This is a genomic window from Hallella multisaccharivorax DSM 17128, from assembly GCF_000218235.1.
Lineage (GTDB): Bacteria > Bacteroidota > Bacteroidia > Bacteroidales > Bacteroidaceae > Prevotella > Prevotella multisaccharivorax.
In genome coordinates, this window is sequence record NZ_GL945017.1 from 2482611 (window position 1) to 2507398 (window position 24788).

Below are 24788 nucleotides of genomic sequence, written 5' to 3' on the forward strand. Positions count from 1 at the left end.
GTATATAAACGCCAAAGCGGACTAATTATTGTTGACAACAATAAGTTTCTTGGCTTTTGTCGCCATCTGACTGCCATCTGCCGAGAGCCTGACCCGATAGAGATAGACACCTGTGCCAAGCCGATGACCACTGCCGTCGCACAGGTCCCAGTCGACCGTCAAGGCGCCTTGCTGCGCGCTGCTCGCCCTGTAGGTCCAGAGCTGGCGGCCACTCATATCGAACACATCAATCACCACGTCCACCTCACAACCGCTCAGATTGTGGCTGACAATGAACGTCGTAGCAGTGGACGCGGGGTTCTTCGTCACGTCAACCTGATAGATGGTGGGCTTGAGCGACTTGACAACGTTGAACGACAACTGCGCCGTCGAACAATTGTTCATGGTGTCCCAGGCCCTGAACAGCAGCTTGTGCAAGCCTGGTTCCAATGCGGGGATATTATAATAGGTGTTGCCATTGGTGTGCGACCCAAAGTCGTAGGTGAAGTTATCGTCAAGGCTATAGGTCTTAGTAGCGTCGCCGTCGATGACGAGTTCCAACCCATGCCCCACCCCATTGCCCGTGGCATTGATGCCGCTGGCGTCGCTGAGCTGCGCCACGAAGTAAGGACTGATATTCACATCGCCGCCATCCGTAAACTCCGGACTGTTGAGATAGCAGAAGATCTTCGGCCCCACGCTGTCAGTTTTCTGACAGCCGTCGTCACCCAACACCAGCGCATCCGAACGGCCATGTGCCAGGATGGTGTGGTCACGGCTCACGGCAAAGGCATGGATCAGTCCGGTGTCGCCACTGTAGTTTAGGTCAAAGGGCACGACAAACGACACGCTGAACCTTCCGTTCACAATACTGTCGCTGCCGCTATAAATGGTTTTCAGCCGGTCATAAAAGGAGAAAACGGTGTCTTTGACCTCTGCGCTGACATTCCCACGGCAGGTGACGAGCTGTTTGGAGTCGAGCACGCTGACGTTTACCGTACCTTTGAACTGCGCATTTCCAGCAACATGTCCAGAGATTCTTACCACTTCTCCGGCCACTACATGCGCCACGGCGCCGCCTGCCACCACCTGACCGTCGATGGAGTCAATCACCACCTTGCCCGTTGGCTGATTGAGGGCAATGGCGGGATCGCCGAGCAGCGCATACTGCAACTTGTTCACGGTGACATCACCATTCCGGCTGCCCAGTCTGATGATTTCATTCTTGGCCAGTCGCTGTGCCTCACCCAGGGTGACAGGCTTGCCGTCAGTCTGGCTGAGCACATGTTTCAGATAGGCTTCATTGATGATGCGGTTGTAGTTTTCATACACCGTGCGTGTGGTGCCATAAACGGCCACGGCACCTCCACGCGAGTTGGTCACCGCCGAGACACCGATATTCTCCTCCACACCGTCAAAGGCCATGATGTCACAGGCTGCGAAGACCCAGAGCGGAAGGTTCTTGTTACTGAACGTCTTAAAGTCGTCGAGCGAGAGGATGCGCTCGTGGGCCACTTGGTTGGCACTGCCATGGCCGCAATAGTCCATGACGAGGCACCCCTGCGCCTGCTGTCGCTTGATGAGACTGGTGACCTCCGGATAGGTGTTTCCCGTTGCCGACGCCACCTCATTATAGGCATCCCACATCACCCTCTTCACGCGGAAAGCCGGACACTGGCTCTGTATCTGTGCCGCCGCCTCCTCGGCATCACGCATATGGATGTTGTCGTTACCGTCGTCGCCCATCACCATGATTGTGTTTTCCCAATCGCCTGCGTTGGTGTTTTCCACATAACCAATGGTCTTATCAACCATCACCTTCGCCTCTTCTGGCGTCGACACGGGGAACCTGCCCACAGCCACATCGCTCATGTCGAGCTTTTCACCCTTATCGCCAGTAGTAAGATTGGTACCCTCACCGTCGTCGAGATAGGTGAAGAAGCCGTCATCGACATAGCAATAGATGGCATTGAACGAGTTCTCGCTCTCGTAGGCCAGGAGAAAGTCGTCGGGGTCGAGACCGCGGCAGTCGGACGTGAGCATCCGGTTGTCCCACACACTGTTACCGAAAAGCAGCAGGTATCGGGGCAGGTCTTTCTCCGTCTGGGCCCTGTCGTAGAGCATCTTCATGTAGCGGCGGTAGGCGTTGGCGTCGGGCGTACCGCTGGAGAACTCATTGTAAAGCTCATCAGCGGGCACGATGTTCACGCGCAGCCCGTCGTGCTTCTCATGGAAGTCGGCCAGCCGTCTCGCCTGCTCCTGGAGTTTCTGCGAGGTGGGGATGATGATGACCATATCTGCTTCCGGATCACTGTGATGGTCTTGATTAGTGATGTTGCAGGCATACTCCGGCACGGGGAAAGTGCCGGAGAGATTGGGTGCTAACTTGGGTTTATCCCACGCTGCCGACACATAGTCGAGACGTACAGGGCCGCCGGAGAGTGTCTCCAACCGTACGGTGTCGGTCACCGACGTACTCACAGGCAGCGCATAAGTGCCCCGGCTCTCATTGCCATGGCTGTACTCGTCATGGACGTCAATACTGAGCGTGCCTGCCTCCTGACGATTGATGGTGACCTTCACTGTGGCAGTGGCCCCCGCAGAGACGCACACCGAGAAGCGACCCCTTGTGGCCCCCCGGGGATGAGTCAGCATCACGGTCTGACTGTTGCCTGCAGTCACTGCCGTAGGGTCGAAAAGGTTACGGCCACCAGGGTACCAGCTATACCCGTCCACCTCATGTAGGCTGTGATAATCATCAGCTGAGGGATAGAAACTACGGATGAAAGCCGTGGAATCGACAGTCTTGACGGGCGAGTCATCTTCCGTGAGGAAGTAGTAGCCATAGTCTGAATACGGATTGCGGGTGCGTCGCTCTGCGTCATTGCTACTCCAGCTCACGGGGCCCTTAGCGTAGAAGAGTCTTCGTCCGTTGACCGTACAGGTCGCCACCTCGTGCAGGTCATCGGTCGCTGCAAGCGTCGCGCCATCGAGCACCTCGCCTTGCAAGGTGCCGCCATAGCCGTAGATGTGTACGCGTTGCAGGTCAGTGAAACCGGCGCGCTGCACCAGTTCCTGCGTGAGCTCATATACACCCGAGGCCGGTACACGTATCTTGGCCCACTGTCCGCTGCGCAAGACAGAGTGAGAAGTGTAACGCTGAGAGAGAGGAGACCTGTACAAAGCTTTCGCGCCACTCTTACGGTCACCAGTGCTCCCGACTGTCAGATTCCCTGATTTCCGTGCTTTTCGAGCATCAACTTTGAGCATGAAACTGACGAGTATCCGGTATTTACTGTCCCTGAATACAAGCGGACAGAAGCTCACGCGGAGCATGGCCTGCCGGCGGTCGGTCACAATCTGAGAGCTTACCTGGGGCAGTGACGGCAACGTGCCGCCACCAAGTTTCCGGTAGTGAGCCACGTCGAGGGGCGTCATATCAATGAACTCCGGATAGAGTATCGTCGCCGTGTAGACTGAGTCAGTATGGTCAGCCGGCAGTGGCAGGGTGTAGGCAAACGACGGCACGACGCTGTCCACACTCACCTGGTCAGAAGTGAGGTTGAAAAAACGCTGGGCACACAAGGGAAGAGCAACCCACACGGAGACGATGAGAAACAACAAGCGGATATATCTCGCCATAAAATTCCTATTCTACTTACATCTGCATTCCAACACCTTACGCTCTTCGATCCATCCCTCCAAGAGGTCACCGACATGCACTGGGCCCACACCAGCCGGCGTGCCCGTGAAGATGAGATCACCGGTCTTGAGCGTGAAAAAGCGACTGACATAAGCCACGATGTCGTCCACACGGCACAGCATGTCGCCCGTATAGCCATCCTGCGCCGTCGTACCGTTGACATCGAGGTGGAAACGGAGCCGCTGCACGTCAGGCAACAGCTCTTTAGGAATCCACTCGCCTATCGTCGCCGCGCCGTCGAAGCTCTTGGCCAAGTCCCAGGGCTGGCCGTTTAGAGAGAGCCTGTGCTGCAGGTCACGGGCCGTGAAGTCGATGCCGAGCGTCACGGCGTCGTAGTAGCGATGAGCAAAGCGCGTGGGCACGGTCTTGCCGAGCTTGCAGACGCGGACCACCACTTCGCCCTCATAGTCGATGCGGCCCAGGTCATCGGGCACGAAAAACGGTTTCCGGTTCTTCTGGAGGCTCGAGTCGGCCTTGAAGAAGATGATGGGGGCGTCTGTCTTCAATAACGTGTCGCGCAACTCTTTTTTATTGTGTTGGGGATAGTTCATCCCCACGCAGAATATCTTCATCTACTCTGTTTTGTAGTCGTTACAATCAATTGCTGCAAAGATAGCACATTTCTTTTAGACCGCCAAACTCTTTATCAGAATGACAGGTTAAGAAACAGAAAGAAAAAGTTGATTAAGAGAATTGATTATCAATTTGTTACATTTGTACTTCAAAAGAAGGTGAACTTCTCTTGGCTGACCTTCATAGTCTATGGCCTATCATTTTTTGTTACTCACTTGTTACTTTTCGTTACCCGTGCCCTTTTTGTGTTCGTTGTCCGCATTTTTCATTTATAATCGCCCCTTTTCATCATTACCTGCACCTGTGCCCCTGTATTTATTTTTAGTAATGTTAAAATTATATTGAAAGCCTATGCTGAAAGAACGAGAATCCATATCTTGATTGGTTGTAAACGTGCTATTAATACCATACATAGTGTATCTTCTCTTTCGAGTATTCAATAAGTCACGCCCCCAAATATTACAGACCCATTTATTTTTAGAGAAACTCTTATAGATATTCAAGTCTAAAGAACCACTTTCTTTATAAATACTAAGACTATTAGCATACGACGAATAATAAAAAATATTAATACTGAAAATAAAATCCTTCCGAATAACAAAACGATTGTACATTCGAAGAGAATATAGAGGACGATTAAGAGAGGTACCATCACCGAAGTTATTATCGTCAATGAACTGCTTAGAAACACTCGCTTCATACATAGGTTGATAAAAACCTATTTTTGGTGAAGCTGATACCATTGCATATAAATTTTGGGTTTGATCTATATTATCATAGGTCTTTAGGGAAACATCACCCTTATAGGGACGCATCACATAAGCTACCTGATCCTTCACGTATTTATAACCAGCCGTAAACGTTAACCAATTTCGTTTAGCAGTCAAATCAATTGAATGTATCTTTGAAGAACGAAGAAGAGGATTGCCACCTTGGTACTCATAGCGATTATCATATTGCATCCAACTTGAAAGATTACGATAAGATGGTCTTGCTATTTTTGCGTTGTACCCTATTAGAACCTGCCATTTTTCTTTACTCCATGATAGAGAAACATCTGGAAACCAATCCGAGTATTTTCGACTATTCTCATTCTGCCAAACACCATTAGAAAAATAGTCAGAGACAACATGCTCGTATCTTAATCCAGCACGAGCATGTACCTTTCCCATTGAAATACTATAATCAAAGAATCCTGCTATGTTTTTCTCTTTTATCTTTGTATTTGTATTTTCAAAAATTCTTTGAACATTGTTATTGTTGGCTTCACTCTGTGCATCAGAATACTCAGACCCAAAGTTCAATTTCCCTATCCATATTGGATATGTTAAAATGATTTTTCCTGCCAACATTTGATTTCTAACAACATTGTTTACATCTATAAATTGCAGCCCAGAAATACTGTTATTTTCTTCATTGGACTGTGACTTTGTCTGTTTACTTCGGAAATAGCTGCCATTAATGTTCACAGACAGTTTACCAACCTTTCCTGTATAGTAAGCATCAAATTCGTGATCAGGTGTATGATAAGCAGTAAAGGCTGATTTCATGCGTACTTGTTCTTGCATAGCATTTTCTATCGAAAAATCAAGAGCAGAGACCGAATTTACAACATCGTGAAGTGATTTGGTAATGCTATAAGTCATTCCAAAGGAATTGTTTTCATTAATATCAAAACTTCCTCCGAATTGTGCTCTTAACTGCTTATCCCCATTGTTAAATATAGTGTCCTTGCCTACCTCTTTGATCAAATGGTCGCCGTGCATAATTTGTTCAAATTTTGCATATTGTTTGTTGTGTAAAGAGTGGAGTCTTATATTTCCAAACAGCTCCAAATTATTATGTCTATATTTTAGATTTAAAGATTCCATGGGGCTAAATTTGCGAGATATATTGACAAAACTATATGATGATAAGCTCCATCCGTCACCTCGTTGTCTAATTGTTTTGATACGAATTACCGACTGAACAGCCCCACCATATTGCGCTCCAGGATTGGTTATTACTTCAACGTCTTTTATGTCAGATGATTTGAGTAGTAAGAGTTCCGATGGATCGATGATTTTTCGATTATTAATATAAATAAGTGGTCTGCCCTTTCCAAACACATTAAAAGAGCCATTGCTACCAGAGACTCTTGGAATTTGAGATAACACATCATCAGCTGTACCAGCTTGACGTAATAGTGAATTTTGTATGTTCACGACCATCCCTTCATCAGATATTTTAATCTGCGGTCTGTGCCCTATTACGGTCATGCTACCCATTGTATATGTTTCGGGTTGCATCTGAATATTTCCGATGTTTCCGATGTCTCCTGATTGTATATTAACATAAATTGTCTTATAACCTATGCTCGACACTTTCAGTATGCAGTTCTTATTCGTGGTTCCGATTTCGAACATACCATTATCTTTCGATATGGTTCCTTGAATATACGACGAATCATTCAAAGAGAGTAATATAATGTTAGCGAATGGTAATGGTTGTGATAACTCATCAATGACACGCCCTTTTATACTTTGTGCATAAGAGGTTATTGGTAACATTATTATGGATATATAAAATAATAAAGTCAACCGTTTCATAATTGCATGGTATATATATTTTAAAATGACATTACTTATCTGCCATTGTCAATAAAGACTTGACGACATCATTTATGATAGCAAAAATAAGAAATATAAAAGAAACAAATGTCAAGAAAATGGAAGTATAAGAAGGTGTGCAATGTAATTAATGATATTTGTCAGCAGAAGCATGTTGCTATAGATTTGAGTAAAGCCTATATTACCAAGGTTGTCGTTCTATCCTTTTTTCTATAGGTGGCTCTCCCGCAAGTCCCCTTTGTGCATTAAGCCGTTTTTGCAATTCCTTTCTTTCGTTATCTGTTAGTAATTTTCCATTGTAATAAACTCTAGAGTCAAGCTCTAGATAATTATCAGTTCTTGCTATAAGTGGTAAGTAATGCAAGTTGAGAAAATAAATGTCCAAAGGAGATAGGTGATATTGTAGGGCAATGCTGGCCCCACCTTTACGAGTAAGTATCTTTTTACTTTTATCAGAGGGATATTTGCTGAAAGAATAAGAGGAAGCAAGTGTAATGGAGTAAAAGTCAAAAGCTCCATTCATAGTATAGTTTTTGCTTTGCTTGTCAAAAAGTGACTTACAATTTTCTTTGATATTATCCCAATTTATGGTTATAAAATCATCACTATAGGCAGAGCCATACATAGTATGAGAAATTTAATAGGATGTTTCATTCTAAGTTTGCGTCAAATTTTCCGTTGATTTTAATGTTCTCACCTTGGAGAGTATAGGTGCCACGACATCTTAATCCGTCATGGTATATCTCTGTAATTCTAAAGTCACCACCATAACTATTGAAGTGTTTCCCCCTTTCTCTTACAATTGCTGTTCCTTTTATTTTGCACCTTTTGAGTTCTGACAAGACTCGTTTTCCTGGCACAGTAAGATAATCATCATCATCTACAATATTGGCTACGCCTTCGTCTGGCTCTAATTTATAATTCATATCTGTTATTTTATTAGTTGAATCATTGCGTATATAGAAGCATAGTTCGTACGAAGCATCTTTCGTCTGATAGCCATTGTCCTTCGGTGCCAATTTGGCCTGATAGGTGATGAGACTGTCAGATGAACGTAGCCCTGTCACGACCGAAGGTGTAAATATATACTTTGATCCAATTTGATAATAAGTGCTATCATTGATTGTCGCAGATCCAAGTTCAGAATCGGAATATCCTTCAAAAGTAAAAACTTTATCGCAACATTCAAATAGAGGAAGAATGGATAATAATATAATATAATAGATACGTTTCATATCATTTGTTTATATCTGTTGTAAATGTGATGGTAAATGGTATTAGCTGTATAGTTTCCTGACAATTTTATTTTATGTTTAATTATTTTAATTATACAAGGAAAGAACGAAAATGAGTGATAAAACATGCTTCTCCGTTCCCACTTTATAATCGTCTATTTTGTAAAGATAAAAAAATATTGATACTCATGATAATGTTTTTTCTTAATTTTTAGGGTTCTGTCATAAGATGTTTTTACTTGTCGTCATAATGTCCCATTGCGGACACTACTAACACAGTTATATATTTGCTGCAAAGATAAATAGAAAAAATGAATATTGCAAATAAAACGTGTACTTTTTTTGGTATACTATATAAAAAATGAATATCCGCAATCATCCAAATCAGTAGATTCTATGCTTGAAAGTACATATTTTTTATAAGTGATTGAGAATGAGATAAGTTTTTATCTCATAAAAAGAAGAGGTTACGAATTAGAAATATACAGAATGTAGTATCCTGCTGTGATTTGCATAACTGTCCAAAGAACTCTTTCGGTTGCAAGGGTACGATATTTAATTGGGGATAAAGAATGTTTTAGGATTTTTTATCCTCGATTTTTTGCTTGGGTAAATCTGTTTTTATAAAACAACATTCTTCTCTATTTTTTTTGCTATTTCCATTTCGTTTTACATGAAAATTCTTCATCGCCGTTATCGTAGTCATAAATAATGTCGCTCATCACATATTAGTGAACAACATTATTATGACTATACAAACAAGTGGCAGCACCCTTACTTTCTCAATATTTTTTCCTTCCACTCTCCCAAATCTGCAGGCTGCAATATTTTTTTGTGTAAAACACCATTTTGGGAAGTTTCTAATATATACACCATTTTGTCATTATCAACTTTCTCCTTCAAAGTTGAAATAACACGAAACTCCCCATTTTGAAATTTATATTTCACATTAACGTAACAAGAAGCATTTTCTCTGGAGAAAGAATATATACATTTCTGTCTATTATCTATTGAGGGATTCAATATATAAGAAAACGAAGGGGTAATTTTAAATTGATTTTCGTTGTCATTCCATAGGAAACAATCATAAATATCGGCCCCCTGATTTCCGAAACCTCCCCTGTAGATTAAAAGGTCTTTATTTCCATCAAAATCAACATCCACAAAATCAATTTTGCCTATTGAATCTCGTCCTATGGTAGGAGAGCCATATTCATCCCAATTATATTTATATATGATAGTCTGAATTTTTTTATCACCTCTAAAAACAAAGATTTTGTTGGTGTCAGGCAAATGAGTTATGCTGTTTATTGTCACAGTATTATCTATATGGAATATTTTTCCCCCCGATGATGTATCGCTAGGAATCGATGATGTATCGCTAGGAATCTTGGCATGAATACTGTTATCGTGCTTACTTGTTGATACAACACGCTTGTTTTGTTGGCATGATATACACGCTATTGGTATAACCAATAGCGTAATATATAACAACAAGAGGTATGCCAAACTTGACACTCCTCTATTTTGTCTATTTAAATATCGTCTTTGATTTTGCATATGCATCCTTTCTTGCTTGCAAGCCATTTGTTCCACCATTAATCTCTTGCGTAACCTTTGTAACAGTTGCGTCTGCTGATAAGGAAGCCCATTGGGATATTTTGGTATTAATATCTTTGAACACATCCCAATACCAACCTGCACTCTCAAAGGCATAATTCTTAGCAACATGCTGGGTGGCATATTCCGCTGGAAATTTTATCCCCTCATCAGTAACCTTCAGCGTATCTTTCATGTAATTGTAGAATGCTGTGTAATTGTCCTCCCATGTCAATTGCATAAAGCCACCACCACAGTATGGTGCATATCGTTGGTACTTCTTATCATATTCACTTTTGGCCTTTCCTGGTACATAAATGTACTCTGTAAAGGTTCTTCCTTTATCCGTTTCAACAAAGCCTTGGGCCAAAAAGTGTCTGACTTTGGTCTTAGAAGTAATGTGGTAGCGGTTACACATCTCATTCAGAGCCGTAACATTGGCGGGTTTTAAAACTTCCTTACCGAAGCCCATACGAGCCAATTTTCCAGCCGTAATATTCACCACACCGTCAACGAGCCATTCTGTATCACTCACATTATCCTGTAAGACAGCTAAACTTGACTGTCCCAACAATCCGTCGCTGGTCAATCCGAAATCTTTTTGAAATTTTGCGATAACACTCTTCAAAGCTGAATCATAGGTTTCGCTTGTCAAATTGCAAGAATAGCCTTTTTGTTTGAGCAAACCTCTACATGTAAGAACAGAATCACCTACGTCACCAACTTTCAAGTATGCCGAACCTTGCTGGATTGCATAGATTGATGGTGCCTCGCTCAATACAGATTTAACACTTGTTTCAGAATTCATATCTATTTTGTTAATGAATATTGTTTGACATTACATCCTAACTACAGAAGGCGCGAATGATTTGCACGTGTATATTGTAGTGAGCATCCACTTAGCGCTCTGCTGCTATAAGTTCTAATTGATAGAGAACTTATCTGCCATTGTCAATAAAGATTTAACGACATCATTTATGATTGCAAAGATAGGAAATATAAAAGAAACGAATGTCAAGAAAATGGAAGTATAAGAAGGTGTGCGGTGTAATTAATGATATTTAACGCAATATATGGTGGTAAAAGTTTGTTCATTAGAAAAACAAGTATTAAATTCGTATTATACCATTTAATCATTTCCAACATGAAACAAAAGACACTTTCTTTTCAGATGAAATTTAGAATAAGTGTTATGCTATAAGGAACCTGCAAGAACTTTGAATCAGGGTTTTATAATAACCACCACACTTACATTTGAAAATGATGCATTAATATCTATAAAACAAGATGATAAAACCATATCTAATATAGAATTATCTTTAGAATCTATTCAAAGAAGAAGATAACATATATAGCAAAGCAGATTATATTACTGCTTTGCTTTTTTATCTACTCATCCATATACTATTTGACCAGAGCCGGAACAGCCAACGAACCATATCGGTTATGAAGACCATAGAGAGATTAAACCTTGCTCTACATGCAAGAGAAAGACATAGGGGGCGTCAACTGAACTGCGGTCACAGGCCTTGCTTAAAATGGGGGTATAGCATAAAGACCATAGTCAATCTGCAGAAAGCATGGTAACTTCTATACGGCGATTACTATTCAGGATGTTCTTGGCAATCTGCTGAATATCCTGAGGAGTAACAGCATTAACCATTTGTTTATAATCCTTGTCCAGGTCAACATCATAGCGCAGCTGGCTGTAGATGATGTAATTCCAGTAGTCGTTGGTGATGACTGCTTGGTCGTATTGTTTCAGCAAATATTCTTTCACTTTCTGCATGCTGGTTGGCTCAGGGCCATACTTGGCAATATTCGCAATCTGCTGGTAGATGATCGGCATTATCATCTCATATTTTGCAGGGTCAGTGTCGAATGCTATCTTCAATAGGGCATGCGGATTACTATTTTTGTCAAGACTTGCCGACAAGCTTACTCCATAAACTCCCCCCTTCTCCTCACGGACAGAGTCGGTATATGCAATTGAGAGTACACGTTTGAAGACATCAAGCTGCAAATCTTTTTTAGTATTATATGGTTCATCCCAAGTATAGAAGATGTTCACCTTTGACAGGGGGGTCTGCATTTTTCTCTTCCAGCGATGTGTCTCGTTGCAGTTGCGTACATCAGGGTATGTGTTGGCAAAGGTTTCTTTCTTTCCTGTTGAAGGAAGCGAGGCGATATACTGCTCAAGAAGTGGACGCAATGTTTCCAATTCAATATTGCCGATGAGAATCATCTTGAAGTTTGAGGCATTGCTGAACCGTTCGTGATAAATTTCCAATACACGGTCATAGCTTATTTTGTCAAGCATCTTTGCTTTTACAGGTTGTACACGCGGAGAATTACCATATACGATATTTGCAATAGAGTCGTTGTAGCTTACCTTTGGACTTGCCTCGCGGTTTGTAAGGAACGAACGCATACGGTTGAGCTCTGAGCTGAAAGCCTTATCATCACGACGCAAAGAGGTAAAATAGAGGTAAGCAAGCTCAAACATGGTCTTGACATCTTTAACTGATGACTGGCCACTGATGCTCTGTGTTTCAATACCTACATTAGCGCTTACAAGTACATTCTTATCCGAAAGGATCTTGCCTAAAGTAACCTTGTCAAAATCTGCAAGACCACCTTCTTTTACAGCTGTTGCGATGAATTCTGTATTAGGAATGTCGCTATCTGGATAAAGTGATGCACCACCTTCGCCAAAGAATCGCATAACAACCTGATCCTTATTATAATCCGTTTTTTTGAAATACACTTTCACACCATTGCTGAGTATCAGTTCTGTTGTTCCATGAACGGATGGCTTTTCACTTCTGATGCTTCCTTTCTCTGGCAGGTGCTTGATGAGCTCGTTAGCAATTTCTTTCTCTTTATAAGCGGGATATTTGCGTGCCTGTGCATCAAGGACATACTTCTCGAGTTCTGCATCAGATGGGATATTGTATCCTTTCTTGTCTGGCGCATAAACCACTAATACTTGGTTCTTGTCGGATATAGCTTCACGCATTGCAGCATTGACCTCCTTGAGTGTGACTACCTTGTCAAATTGCCGGGCCAGCTGCAGAGCATATTCTTCTGTTGTCATTGGCTCTGAATTCAGGAAGTTCTGCAGAGCTTTGCGAACATAGAATGAATTGCGATGATCGGTGCGTTGATTATATTGACGTTCCATCACCTTCATACGGAAAGCCTTTGCGCGGTCAAGCTCACTTTGAGTGAATCCATGCTGACGAATCTGTTCAACGCATCCGACAGCAGCATTAAATGACCTGCGGATATTCTCCTGACGTGCACCGAACGAGAGGGTGAAGGCATCCTTAGTGCGGCTTATAAAGAATGAAGAGAGTCTGGCAGAAGCACTAAGACATGGTTTTGTACCGCTGTTCTGCATCTCATCAAGACGATTACCAACAATATAGTTGATGATATCATCAACATAGGCATCACGCTGATATTTCACTGATTGCTTCTCTGAGTCTGGTACAGCATCACGTTTCATATATAGGTTTACAAGCATGATAGGCTGCTCTGGATCCTTGAGAGATGCAACTATCATCTTGTCATTATCAGTAACCGGGAAGTATTCCCTTTTTGCTGCATTTACAGGCATTGGTATATTGCTGAAGATAGAGACAATTTTCTTCTCGACAGCATCTACATCAATATCACCAACCACAATGATGGCCTGCAAATCAGGACGATACCACTTTTGGTAATAATCACGAAGATCCTGATACGGGAAATGGTCAACAATGTCCATTGATCCAATAGGCATACAGTCTTCGTATTTAGTGCCCTTGTAGATAATAGGCAGAGCCTCTTCCATCATACGTTGCACAGCCATACCGGCGCGGCGGGTACGCCATTCCTCATGAATCACACCGCGTTCCTTGTCGATTTCCTTATCTGTAAGATCAAGGTAATGGCTCCAGTCGTGCAGAATCAAAAGGGTAGAGTCTATATTTGCGCCACCTCGGACAGGAACAGCACTAACATGGTAAACCGTTTCATCCACGGAGGTATAGGCATTCAGGTTAGCACCAAACTTTATGCCATGGGCTTCGCACCAATGGACGATACTTGGACTGTCGGCAGTGCCGCGAAAATTCCGACTACCATTAAATGCCATGTGTTCCAGGAAGTGAGCCAATCCACGCTGACGGGGCTCCTCAAGAATACTTCCTACACGCTGAGCAATGTAGAAGTCGGCAATTCCAGCCTCTTTGGCATTATGACGGATATAATACGACATGCCGTTAGCCAATTTCCCCACTCGGTAACTCTTGTCGGTTTCTACGTTTTGGGCCCCTGCCGCAGTAGCAATGAACAGCAGCAAAAGGCTTGACATGATTTTCTTCATTGTCTTGTTATTTGTTTTTGTTTTGTTTAGAACTCGCATCCTATAGCGAGTTCCACCCCTGTATGATCCTTTCCTACGAGGTATTCCTGATGCACATTGGCTTTCACATGGGTAACATCAAGTGCAACGTATGTCTTGAGGTTTGTCTTGGGGAATCGGAAAGCATATTTAGCTCCTCCCCATATGCTATATTGTGGAGCTGTAATATATTCATACTCTCTATACATGAAAACTTCCATTTGCGGAAAGCCCGATTGCTTATCCGATGGCTCTATGAATGTATCATCAACACATGCTTTGCCCTTTCCTTTCGAATACGAAACGCCAAGATTCAATGTAAGAATACCTTTGTGCAGCATGATATTTCGCTCTGCATGAAAGAATCCCTCCGTTCTTGATAAATTCTGCAGACGATAGAAAGGATAATCATACCCCGTCTGCTTACGCTGAGATCTATCCATCCCAGCTTGAAGTGTCCATAACGGAAGTTCGTTCTCTATTTCAAGATATGTAGTGTATTCAATGTTCAGATGCTTCCACAAGCGATTTGCCGTTTTCACGTCGTCATAGTATTCATAGTATGAAGCACCTGCATCATTAACCAGACTACGGAAAGTGGAGCGATTGTTCACGAGATTCTCTTCATCATATTTCACAATAAGATAATGTTGCTGACGAACACCATTCCACTGCAGGCGTGTCTCATAACCCATGAGGTGACTGTGGTGATTCATGTACACAATGGTATGTGGAGATTTCCTGCCATAATAACCACTACGGTAGGCATAGCTGAGAGCACCATACCATACAACATCCGGCATCATGTTCCAAGATGCTTGGAGAGAACCTTCATGATATTCGCTCAACAGAGGCATCTCACGACTGCGGTCAGTGAAACCATTATCAGAGAATTGCTCCACTTCGCCAATCCAGGGCCCATAGTTGATAAAGGAGTTATACACCTTATCGTTCGTGCCATAAGTGCTGAAGATGAGGCTTTCTGTATTTCTCCGGTAAATATAGTTTGCTCCTAATGCCAGGCTTTTACCTATTGGAGCGAACATACCCGCGGAAGCCTCAAGGTTCATCAGTTTGGTTTTATGTCGCAGGTCCTTGTATTTGGCAGCATTAGCAGCCGTAAAATCTATTTTCGCACCAACATCCAATCCCTTCCGTACTTCCCATCCAATAGCTCCGATAAGATGATAGGTATCGCGATGTTTCTTTCCCGAATTAGTAAGCGAGTCTTCTGTGATATCGAAAGGTTGACGGGAGGTGTCAATGAATGCTGATCCCGTCATACTCTTCCCTAAAAAGCCATCATAGCTCATCATGCCATAGGTAACTACTGTAGGCGAAAGCCGATAGTAGGATTCCGCTCGTGCACCTATGCTCCAAGTATTTGGCGATTCATCATAGTTTATAAATCCACCTTTCCTATGTGTAGCTGACATCTCTGCAGCTGATATGTTGGCTGAACGATATTGTGTCAGGGCTGCCGCGTTGGTTGAGGTCAACCAGAAATCACGATTCTTCACATAGCTGAAATTACGGCTCATCAATGAATCGTTGTATACCGTCTGAGCAGAGAGTTGGGAAGAAGCCATTATGACTTCTCCCAACATGATGATATATGATAGTATTTTCTTCATTCAATATTACTTGCCGCGAACAGAGAATCTCTGACGCAAATGGAAATCACGGCTTGAATTATTGGTATCCTGGTAAACGATCTTAGCACCATTCCTGATAGATGCTTCAGCATCAATGCCGCTTGGATCTGTTGATTTACCTACACCGAGGCTATAGTTGTAGACCAATTTGCCGGCATTACCTGCAATAGCCTTTGTAGCCTCTACATCAACATTGCGATAAACGCTATATCCCTTTCTCGAAGTGAACGATACATATCCGGCATCAACATCATCGGTAAGACGCTTCTGACTCTTGTCAATTTTTGAACCATCATATTCTTCCACTCCATCTATAACCCATTTTGTAGGTACCTTCACACAACGATAGATATTATTTGCTGTAGATTTACCCGGTTGAAATACATAGTTTTTAGTGTTGCTAAGATAATCATGCGCCGTTTCGCCCCGTGTCTGAAAGATGATAAATGCCGGTGAGCTCACGCTCAAAGGCCAACCGTTTCCCTGCCCTACCATAACAGCCTTGAGGTAGTGAGATGATGGGATCACATCAGCTGGGGTCGGGTAATAGCCAATGTTATTGTTTCCTGACTCAGGATCATACATAGCATAATAATCCTTGTTGGCGTAGTTTACACTCTGCTTGTAGGTCTGGGTATTGTCAATAGCGCCCATACAACTAACTACAACCTGTGAATATGGTCCCATAACCAACGCTTTCTGGAAATACCATGCACTGTAGTCCACAGGCAAATAGCCATCAGCAGCATAGGTAAGTGTTTCCTTATTGTACCAGTTGTTTGTAGAATGAGCATTCCCAGGATCGACCTGTCCTACAGCAAGATTATTAATAACGGCAGTCTGTCCACAGTTGTTATAGAGCACAAAACCCTTATCCATCTGGAAATAATCGCTACCTTCATCTTTTGGACAACCACCATTATAAAGCTCCTTGATGATGACTTGATCAACATTCTGGTCAGGCAACTGGAAGGACACCTTTTTCACTGCCGATGTGGCAAGCGTATCAACACTACCGTCTTCATGCGTGACGATCATATTCCAGGTCTGTGCACTTACGTTTGCCGCCATTGCAAAGAAGGCGACTATGCCAAGTATAGTTCTCTTCATATTATTATCTGTTTATGATTTTAAAACTCTTGTTTGGTGTGCGGAGTATATACACTCCCTTTGGCAAATTACTGAGATTGATGCTTGCCGCTCCCTGGGCGTCGGCATTGATATTGCTTACCAGCGTACCGTTAATACTGTAGATTCCGACACGTGCACCAGCTTTCAACCCATTGATTTTTGCATCACGGAAGGAAAAAGTTGGTTGCTGAGAGGCAACAGCCCCCTCGGCTACAGGAATGCTGTTAATACCCGTCGAAACGTGTTCAACAACAAATGTGTAGTCTTTCACATCGGCAAGCGAAGTTGTAAGTTCATCGCCTTGGCACGCTACAACTAAGTTCCCGTCAGAGAAACTCATCTCAGGCGAATCGCTGAGTGCAAACCTACTGACTGCTCCGCTGTTCTCTGTAAGCACCAGATAGGTTACATCTACAGTTCTTTCTTCTTGAGCATTTGTGCTCATCGGAAGAGAAAACATCACAGACGCAATCATAGTGATTAAACTTGTTTTTTTCATGTTTGACTTGTTCGGTTATTATATGCTCTAATGAACGATGCGCTTTTTTGACATCGTAATCTTTAATGGAACTACATTTGTAGAATCGCTTGTGATGATAATCTGACTGCGAGTGCCATTAAAGAAATAGCGATAGTCGCGAGTTACTTTCTGGGAGGAGCTGCTGGCTTTATAGATTCCCGCAGGAACCGCGAAATGAGCTATGCCTTGGATATCGGTAGAGTCTACAAACGTACTTGCTGTGGCATCCTGTAGTTCCACTCTGACTCCGTTTAGTTCCGCGGTATAGCTATCAGGGAACTGCAGTCTCACGCTTACAGGAATGACATCTATCTTGTCCTCATAATCGGCACATGCTCCGAGAGTGATAAGCGCTACGACTTCTAATAATAGTTTTCTCATATCTTCAGTCTTAACGATAATCCATAATAAAAACTTGGTACATAGCTGCTGCCAAAGAGCGAGGTCTCAAGATCTGTCTGTGATGACCTAACCCTTTTCATCGTATTGAGGAAATTGTTAGCGTAGAACGATATTGATACATGATCGCCGATCTCCTTGGTCACACTTAGGTTTGCCGACCAGAATGCACTCAGCCTGTTGGGGTTCAGTGTATAGGGATAGTTTGTTCTTACCAGTAGTTGTGACAGGTCGTTATACAGATTCTTGTCATTTTCCTTTGCCCAAGTATAATCATCTATGAATGATTTCCTTTCGGTCGGGTTGTTCCATGTTGAATAATATTCAGGGAAGACCACCACGGTTTGATTCTCTGTTGTACCATCGTAAGCACCCTTTATCAGATGACTCTCCTTGTCATACACATATCCGTGGGTGCTCATAGACCTGCTGGAGCGATAGAGTGAGCTCTCAAGCCGTAAGGCCACGATCAAGCGTATCTTTGGGATATGAGTTGTTAAAGTGGCATTGAGATTCACCTGGCTGGAAACAGATCCATTCGAAGCAGAGGCATTGGCACTGTAGCTTGCAGACGAAGCGCTACCGCCACGATAATAACCGATGTATTGAAATAGCTGACCATCCGTTTGCCGGATGCTCAATCCCTGGGGCACATCGGCAAAAAGAGTTTCGTCAACACCTTTATAATGATAGTAGTCTCCATCCAGACGGATTTTCGTTCGAAGAGGGCGTATCTGCGCAAAGTCTACTATCCATTCCAATCCGTAACGGCTCAGAGGTGATGCATTCACATATTCTCTGTTGGTCACATAGGTTCGTCGTTGCTCATATGGCAGCACTACATCTCCTTTCTTTCCTGTTATATCGCCTACAGTAACAACGCCTGTGACAGGGTCTATACTGAAAGTCCTGCTTGCTACATCAATTCCGCTCCGTTGCAATGCCGATGGAGTTGTGTACTTGTATTCAAAAGGCCTGTACACTGTCGTTGCCATATAGGGATTGAAAGTCTTGTTATGATAGAACGAAAGACTCACATCGGCTATCTTGGTTCGCATCTCAAATCCCAGATCCCACTGTTGATTGTATTGCCATTTCAGTCCAGGATTGTATACCGCACCCGACGGGTGAGTATAATAGGCATAAAAGGAACGGTTCTGCGCATCACTGGTTGAGGAGAAAGCCAACAAGTCGCTGTACGAAGGAGGAGGGAAGAGTACCTGGAAGCCTGGCAGCTTCACGCTTTTGCCCCATCCTGCATATACATTGAGTTCTTTTACCCACGCCTTTTTATTCTCAAAGAATATGTATCTGCTGCTCACACGTGGTGACAGCGATGCCACATTACCATATTCCGATCCTCCTATCATTGTGATGTCTTCACGAAGTCCTGCAGTAAGTTCAAACGACGCGATATCAGAAGTTGGGACATTCACCTTCTCTTCTGCATAAAGGGCCAGATTGTTCATTGTCGGCAATTCGTCGTATCTGTATTCTCGCCATGTTGGTGCATACCGCATATCTTCATAATAAACGCCCCGGCCATTATTCTCGGATCCTGTATAGTCCGCGCCTATCATCAGACTGCTCCTTATGCTCCCGAATAAACGGGTCCAGCCGGCTTTCAATTTAAGGGAATAGTTCAAAGGCTTGGAGTCGTCATAACTATGCGTGTACCAATATCCAACAGGGCCAAGGATGATATTGGCATTAGGGTTAGCATCATAATCTTCAGCAATATTATATCCCTCTGTCCGTGCATGGACATAAGGTCGCGTTCCGGCACTGTTGGTATGAGTGTTATATTCAACATTACGGTTAGAATAAGTAATAGACCCCATAAAATGCAATGAGGTTATCCAACTCTTGTTGAGCAACCAATCCATACGCATATTTCCGATGAAACTATTGTCTTTTGACTTGGTGTAGTTGTCGAGTTCTTCATCAGGATCACTCTCGGAGCTGTATCCGCCAATATTTCCTCGCAAGCCTACATTAATAGTAAGAGGATGGCTTTTCTTCATCAATACATTCATGTAATTCAAAGAAAAGGCATTACGCTGATAAGCCGTATGTGGCGAGGCTGCATCAGCAAACGAACGGGCATGCTCCATGGAAAGATTCAGAAGGCCTTTTCCTGCGCCTATCTCAAAACCCTTGTTAAGAGCTATTTGCCGGGTATGCTGGTTTATTGAACCCTCTACGATGAATGGTGAACGGCCCTTACGGGTGTTCACCTTTACTACACCATTACTCAGATCGCCATATTCAACGGAAGGAATACCCGATACAATTTCAACACTCTCCACATTTGAAGCGCTAAGAGCCCGCGTGCTGGCACCTGCGGTCTCGTCTACTGCCGCATTATTATCCATTCTCACACCGTCAACCTCGACAGCAGTACCAAACGATGCATTGCCTCTTTCCGACCTCCCGCTACGAAGCCCTATACGGGTGTCGTTCATCAATGAAGGATTCACGATTTTTCCTCCTGGAAGAAGCGAAGTGATATCAGAAAGGTTGATAATCTGTTGGTTGTCAAGGGTATTGCGGTCCATTATATAGGATGTCGTGGACTCATCCCTCTTCCTTTTTGCTACCACTTCAACTTCATCGAGCTGAAGATTATCTTCTTTCAGTGAAAGATTGAGTATTTCATCAGCATGAGATACATCAAGGGCAACCGTTTGAGAAGCATATCCCAGACAACTCACTACAACCGTGTTTTTACCTTTGGGAACATTTTTGAGAATAAAGTGACCGCTCTCATCTGTATAGGCAATAAGATGGCTTTCCTTCAGCTGAACTGAAGCAAATCCAATAGATTGATGGTCTTTTGCACTGATGATTCGTCCTGTTATTGTTTGTGCGTAATTTGATGAGCAGATTGCACTGAACAAAACAGCCAATGCCAATTTCTTTCTCTTCATTTATTGCTAATACCTTGATTGGATAAAACTCAAAATATTGTTCATGGATGCAAAGTTAATTCAAAATTAAATGGTAAACAATACTTAAAAATTGGTATTTTGTTGTCAATAAGTAGATATCAAAAAAGAAGTGCATTCCTCTATGTGTCTCTATACATGATTGGTCTTTTTAGAGCAAACTCTCTTGCTCTACATCTATTGTACGATCTTAATTGATCCGATTCCATTAATCTTAGAGATACCTAAAAATAATGGTTTGTGAATTCTGCGAGACGGCAAATCCCGCCACCCTCGCATTGCCTTTACGCCGTAAACGCATCGCCATTACGGCGTAGACGCATCGCCATTACAGCGTAAAGGCATCGCGTCTACGGTGTAAAGGCAATGGCTTGGGATGAAGCCTTCAGGAACAATATGAACGAGCCTTCCGGCTGTATCGTGAAGGACATGGACATCCATGAGTAAGATCAGAGTTTAACTAATTCGGTGGCCATGCCGTTAAGGTTAAGGCACTGCGCCCTGCTGATGGTCTGCCGTTCGTTGTGGTGAGCCCACGGTGCCAATATCAGCAGCCGTCCGGCAGCGCAGGCATCCATCAGGCGTCCGCCGGGCTTCGTCAGGTGGGTGAAACCGTTCTCCACCAGCAGCACCAAAGGGCACCGGGCCTCAAAGAGGGCACGCGTAATGGCCTTCTCTCCGGGTGAGATGGAAGGCGTAATCACCACGGCTCCAGCCTCAGCTTCTTGCAGAAACCAGGCCTTTCGGCTCTCTATCTGCTCGGTGGTAAGGCTTCTGGAGCACTGCAACTGCAGTTTATAAGGCCGTTCCAGCAGTAAACAGTTGCCGATGGCCGAGTAGCTGTGGGAGCCAAAGGTGAGGCTCTGCTGCACACGGAACAGGTCAGGATGCTGCCGTTTCAGCAGCAAGCGACGAGGGTTATCGTTTAGATAGTCCATCCAGCGCTGCAGCTGCCCCTGCTCCTTTAATATCCGGTCATTGTAGCCAGGACTCCAAAGCAGCGTGCCTTCGCCACGATGATGGCTGGAAGAGGTGCCAGCACCTGCCGTCCTGTAAGTGAGGGCACTGCCCTCACTTACTAAGGGCCCGCCTGTCAAGCCCTCACCTGCCTGTTCCCTGCCGGTCAAGGCCCTATAGGCATCGTTACAGCCCTTCTTAAAGCCGCCGATGATATGCCCTAAGTGCTCGCGTGTGGCCTCTCTCACGAAAAGGATGCCATGCAGATGGTCGGGCATGAGCTGCAGTGCCACTACCGTTACCTCAGGGTGATAGTGCTCAATGGCATACCACAGCCTGAACACAGCCTTACCCAGGACAGTAGGCTCTAAATGAGGATAGGCTAAGCTCCCTTTGGGTGCGTCGGCATCGCCGGTCACCTCACCAAGAAGCTTCTCGCTGCGGTGGTTGGTAGTAAGTGTTATCATGTACATGCTGCGATCCCTGTAGTCATGCCAGTCGGCACGGCGCAACATGCTTGGCTTCTTGTCACCAGCGTAAGGGTTGCTATAAGGCTTCTGTTGCATATCTTTTTTTTCGTATGAAAAACCGTTTACCCTGCTGCCCCCGGCACGGCGCACAGCGCTCTGTTATTCCAAGCTACAGGTACAGCCCGTTGAGCTGTGGAATAAAGATTGTGGAGCGGTCGTTGCACAAGACAATGAAGTCGCGAATGAAGTCATTGTCGCAACCAGGGTACGGCACTGTGAAATGACGGTTTTTAAAGTCGCCTCTATTGCTGCCAAAGAGCACGTAAGAGAGGCGGTTGCCCTTAATGACGGGTAGCAGTGTACGTGAAAAAAGACCCTTTGCGACGATGCCTTCAATGCCCGTTGTGAGCGACGGCACAAGGTCTCTGTCCTGCGCGAAGCGCGTCACGGCCTTTGCCAACAGCGGCAGCGTGGCAGCATAAGCTGTAGTATCGGTCTTGCCGGCCGGCTGAATATAGATGGCGTTGACCGCTAAGGGGCGCGTCTCACCGGCAGTAGGGCAGCGACGGAAAAGCCCATCACCATGTTGCAGCGACTGGCGGAACGCCGCGCCGTCAGTGAATGCCTCAGCATAGCCAGGCAAGACATTGGGTACATTCTCGTCTTTCAGCGTCTCCATGACAGCGGTATAGAGCGCGTAGTACTGTTCGGCGGACATCCGGTCGTACCAGTTGCCTAACCCCGTAGGCAAAGGATAGAAGACCACCGGTACATGAATGCCGTACTCATCGCAGAGTCCGGAGAGAAAGGCAGCGACACGTTTAGCCCCCGCTCTCACCGTCTCAAAAGAGCCCCGCGGCGGTTGCCACGTCACCGTGACGAGCCCTCCGTGCCGGAACATCGTCAGGGCGTCCTTGCGGATAAGTGAAAACGCAAGGCCTGAGGTATTCTTCTTTTTGTCGCTCTCGATGCCTTGCAGCTCATAGCACGTTGCGGCAGGACCTTCGCCGCACACCGCATGCATGTCGCTGCGAGCCGAGTCGCCGCGCCAGCCGATGCCCTCAAGGGTGGCATACTGCTGGCCGATGATGGTGCCGCGGTTGACAAGCGACCGCAGGTTGACGGCGAGATGCTCCGTGCGCGTCGTCTGACCGTCGCTGCCGTATTCCTCATAGCTTTTCTTTTCCTTGCCACCGCACGAGGCAAGGATGATAAGGGAAAGGGTGAAAACAATCTTTTTGATTCGAAGCATGTGACAGATAGCTTATTGTGCGTAGGCCGCCTTCATGGCCTCAACCACAGTGGGCAGGCTCCATTGAGGCACCGCGCGGTCGGCACTGTCGATGATGCTCATCCAGTAGAAAGCCGGGGCGCCAATGGCCTTGCCCTCACGCGTGATCTGCGCAGCCTGGTCGGCCGCCATTTGCTTCAGGGCGTCGGACGAAGACTTGTTGACCGAGACATAGGTGCCGTCGGGATTGTTGCCGTGCGTGCCGTACTCGCCAATGAGCACCGGCGTCCCCTTATCGACAAATGTCGTCTTCAGGCGTGACATCATGTCGGATACATACTTCCTGCATTCACTGTCCCATGTCGTTTTGTTGATGACAAAGTTATAAGGATCATAAGTATGCACCCCCACTATGAGGTGCCGATTACCGCCGACGGGGTCATCGGGTACGGTGAAATGACTGATGACAGCTTCGGAGTTGGCCGCAGCATAGGGATTGACAAGGAGGTTACGCGTGGCGTTCTTGCCGCCCGTGGCACGCACGGCGTCAACAAAGGCCTGAGCCCACTGGTTGTGAACGGCGTAGGCAGCCTCGTTTTTGGGAGTCCCCCACGTGTTGTCGGCATCGAGCATCTCGTTGAATCCCTCGAAGACCAACAGGTGACCGTAGTCTTTGAAGCGTGTGGCGATGTTTGTCCAGAGCGTCTTAAACTTTTCCACATGAGCCTTATAGGTGTCGGCATCGTCCTTGAGCCACACTACGGGACCGGCGGCATTGTCGTGGTGCGTGTTGAGAATGCAGTACATGCCCGTATTGACAATGTAGTCGACCACTTCCTGAATGCGGTCCATCCACGCCTTGTCCACATCGCCTCGGTCGTCGATATGCTGTGCCCACGTCACAGGCAGCCGTATTGCGCCAATGCCGTTTTTGTGGAGGAAAGTTATCAGTTCGGGCGTAGTTACCTGCTGTCCCCAGAGCGTCTCAAACTGCTCCACGGTGGCCGTGGCTGGGTCAAACCACGGTGTCTTCAGCGAGTTGGCCTCGAAAGTATTGCCAAGATTGTAGCCCAGTCCCATATTGCGGCAACAGTCTGTCGCCGTCTCGTTGGTAGGATCCTGCGTAGGAGGCGCCGCCACGGAGAATGTCACACTCCTCACTTCGCCCACCTTCCAGGTCGCGTTCTCGGCGAGATCAGCGCCGTCGGCAGTGATAAAGTTCGTCATTTGGTCAGCAGCGGTGAAGGCGATGTGGTTGTACATGCCGTCAAGCTGGAAAGTCTCGGCGGTGCCGTCCGCCTTGTTGACCGTGTAAGCATCACCCGTTTTTTGTGCCAATGCGCCTAAAGAGACCAGCGTCAAAGCCAGGGAGAGGAATAGATTCTTCAT

16 protein-coding genes are annotated in these 24788 nt (G+C 45.1%); all 16 read right to left on the bottom strand.

The genetic code is table 11. The features are described 5' to 3' along the window. Positions 1–21 precede the first annotated feature (21 nt). Positions 22–3621 (bottom strand): type IX secretion system sortase PorU, encoded by a 3600-nt coding sequence (gene porU, locus PREMU_RS10740; protein ID WP_007575264.1) that lies wholly within the window; start codon positions 3619–3621, stop codon positions 22–24. Positions 3622–3633: 12 nt separating this feature from the next. Continuing rightward, positions 3634–4254 carry a fumarylacetoacetate hydrolase family protein gene (locus PREMU_RS10745; protein WP_007575267.1) on the bottom strand — a complete coding sequence of 207 codons (621 nt, stop codon included), beginning with the start codon at positions 4252–4254 and terminating at the stop codon, positions 3634–3636. A gap of 270 nt (positions 4255–4524) precedes the next feature. Next, complete coding sequence (locus PREMU_RS10750; RefSeq protein WP_007575269.1) at positions 4525–6843, bottom strand: outer membrane beta-barrel family protein; 2319 nt, start codon at positions 6841–6843, stop codon at positions 4525–4527. 202 nt (positions 6844–7045) lie between these two features. Beyond that, the gene (locus tag PREMU_RS10755; protein WP_050796419.1) at positions 7046–7489 is read right to left on the bottom strand and encodes a M12 family metallopeptidase; all 444 of its coding nucleotides are present in this window, start codon (positions 7487–7489) and stop codon (positions 7046–7048) included. 25 nt (positions 7490–7514) lie between these two features. Further along, positions 7515–8099: a hypothetical protein gene (locus PREMU_RS10760; protein WP_007575271.1), complete on the bottom strand. Its 585-nt coding sequence runs from the start codon at positions 8097–8099 to the stop codon at positions 7515–7517. Between the two features lie 774 nt (positions 8100–8873). Then, entirely contained in the window at positions 8874–9659 is a 786-nt protein-coding gene (locus PREMU_RS10765) for an XAC2610-related protein (RefSeq protein WP_007575274.1), read from the bottom strand. After that, positions 9631–10506, bottom strand: a complete 876-nt coding sequence (locus PREMU_RS10770) for a peptidoglycan-binding protein (RefSeq protein ID WP_007575276.1) — start codon at positions 10504–10506, stop codon at positions 9631–9633. Before PREMU_RS10770 ends, PREMU_RS10765 begins: the two co-directional genes overlap by 29 nt. A gap of 756 nt (positions 10507–11262) precedes the next feature. After that, complete coding sequence (locus tag PREMU_RS10775) at positions 11263–14070, bottom strand: M16 family metallopeptidase (RefSeq protein WP_007575278.1); 2808 nt, start codon at positions 14068–14070, stop codon at positions 11263–11265. A gap of 26 nt (positions 14071–14096) precedes the next feature. Continuing rightward, positions 14097–15722 carry a DUF6850 family outer membrane beta-barrel protein gene (locus tag PREMU_RS10780; RefSeq protein WP_007575279.1) on the bottom strand — a complete coding sequence of 542 codons (1626 nt, stop codon included), beginning with the start codon at positions 15720–15722 and terminating at the stop codon, positions 14097–14099. A 6-nt stretch (positions 15723–15728) separates the two neighbouring features. Beyond that, entirely contained in the window at positions 15729–16853 is a 1125-nt protein-coding gene (locus tag PREMU_RS10785; protein WP_007575280.1) for a DUF4876 domain-containing protein, read from the bottom strand. 4 nt (positions 16854–16857) lie between these two features. Beyond that, entirely contained in the window at positions 16858–17373 is a 516-nt protein-coding gene (locus tag PREMU_RS10790; RefSeq protein ID WP_040558318.1) for a T9SS type A sorting domain-containing protein, read from the bottom strand. Positions 17374–17400: 27 nt separating this feature from the next. Continuing rightward, entirely contained in the window at positions 17401–17775 is a 375-nt protein-coding gene (locus tag PREMU_RS10795; protein ID WP_007575282.1) for a hypothetical protein, read from the bottom strand. After that, complete coding sequence (locus PREMU_RS10800; protein WP_007575283.1) at positions 17772–20723, bottom strand: TonB-dependent receptor; 2952 nt, start codon at positions 20721–20723, stop codon at positions 17772–17774. Before PREMU_RS10800 ends, PREMU_RS10795 begins: the two co-directional genes overlap by 4 nt. 467 nt (positions 20724–21190) lie before the next feature. Beyond that, positions 21191–22264, bottom strand: a complete 1074-nt coding sequence (locus PREMU_RS10805; protein ID WP_007575284.1) for a hypothetical protein — start codon at positions 22262–22264, stop codon at positions 21191–21193. Between the two features lie 73 nt (positions 22265–22337). Further along, the gene (locus PREMU_RS10810) at positions 22338–23420 is read right to left on the bottom strand and encodes a hypothetical protein (RefSeq protein ID WP_007575285.1); all 1083 of its coding nucleotides are present in this window, start codon (positions 23418–23420) and stop codon (positions 22338–22340) included. Positions 23421–23432: 12 nt separating this feature from the next. Continuing rightward, complete coding sequence (locus PREMU_RS10815; RefSeq protein WP_007575286.1) at positions 23433–24788, bottom strand: glycoside hydrolase family 5 protein; 1356 nt, start codon at positions 24786–24788, stop codon at positions 23433–23435.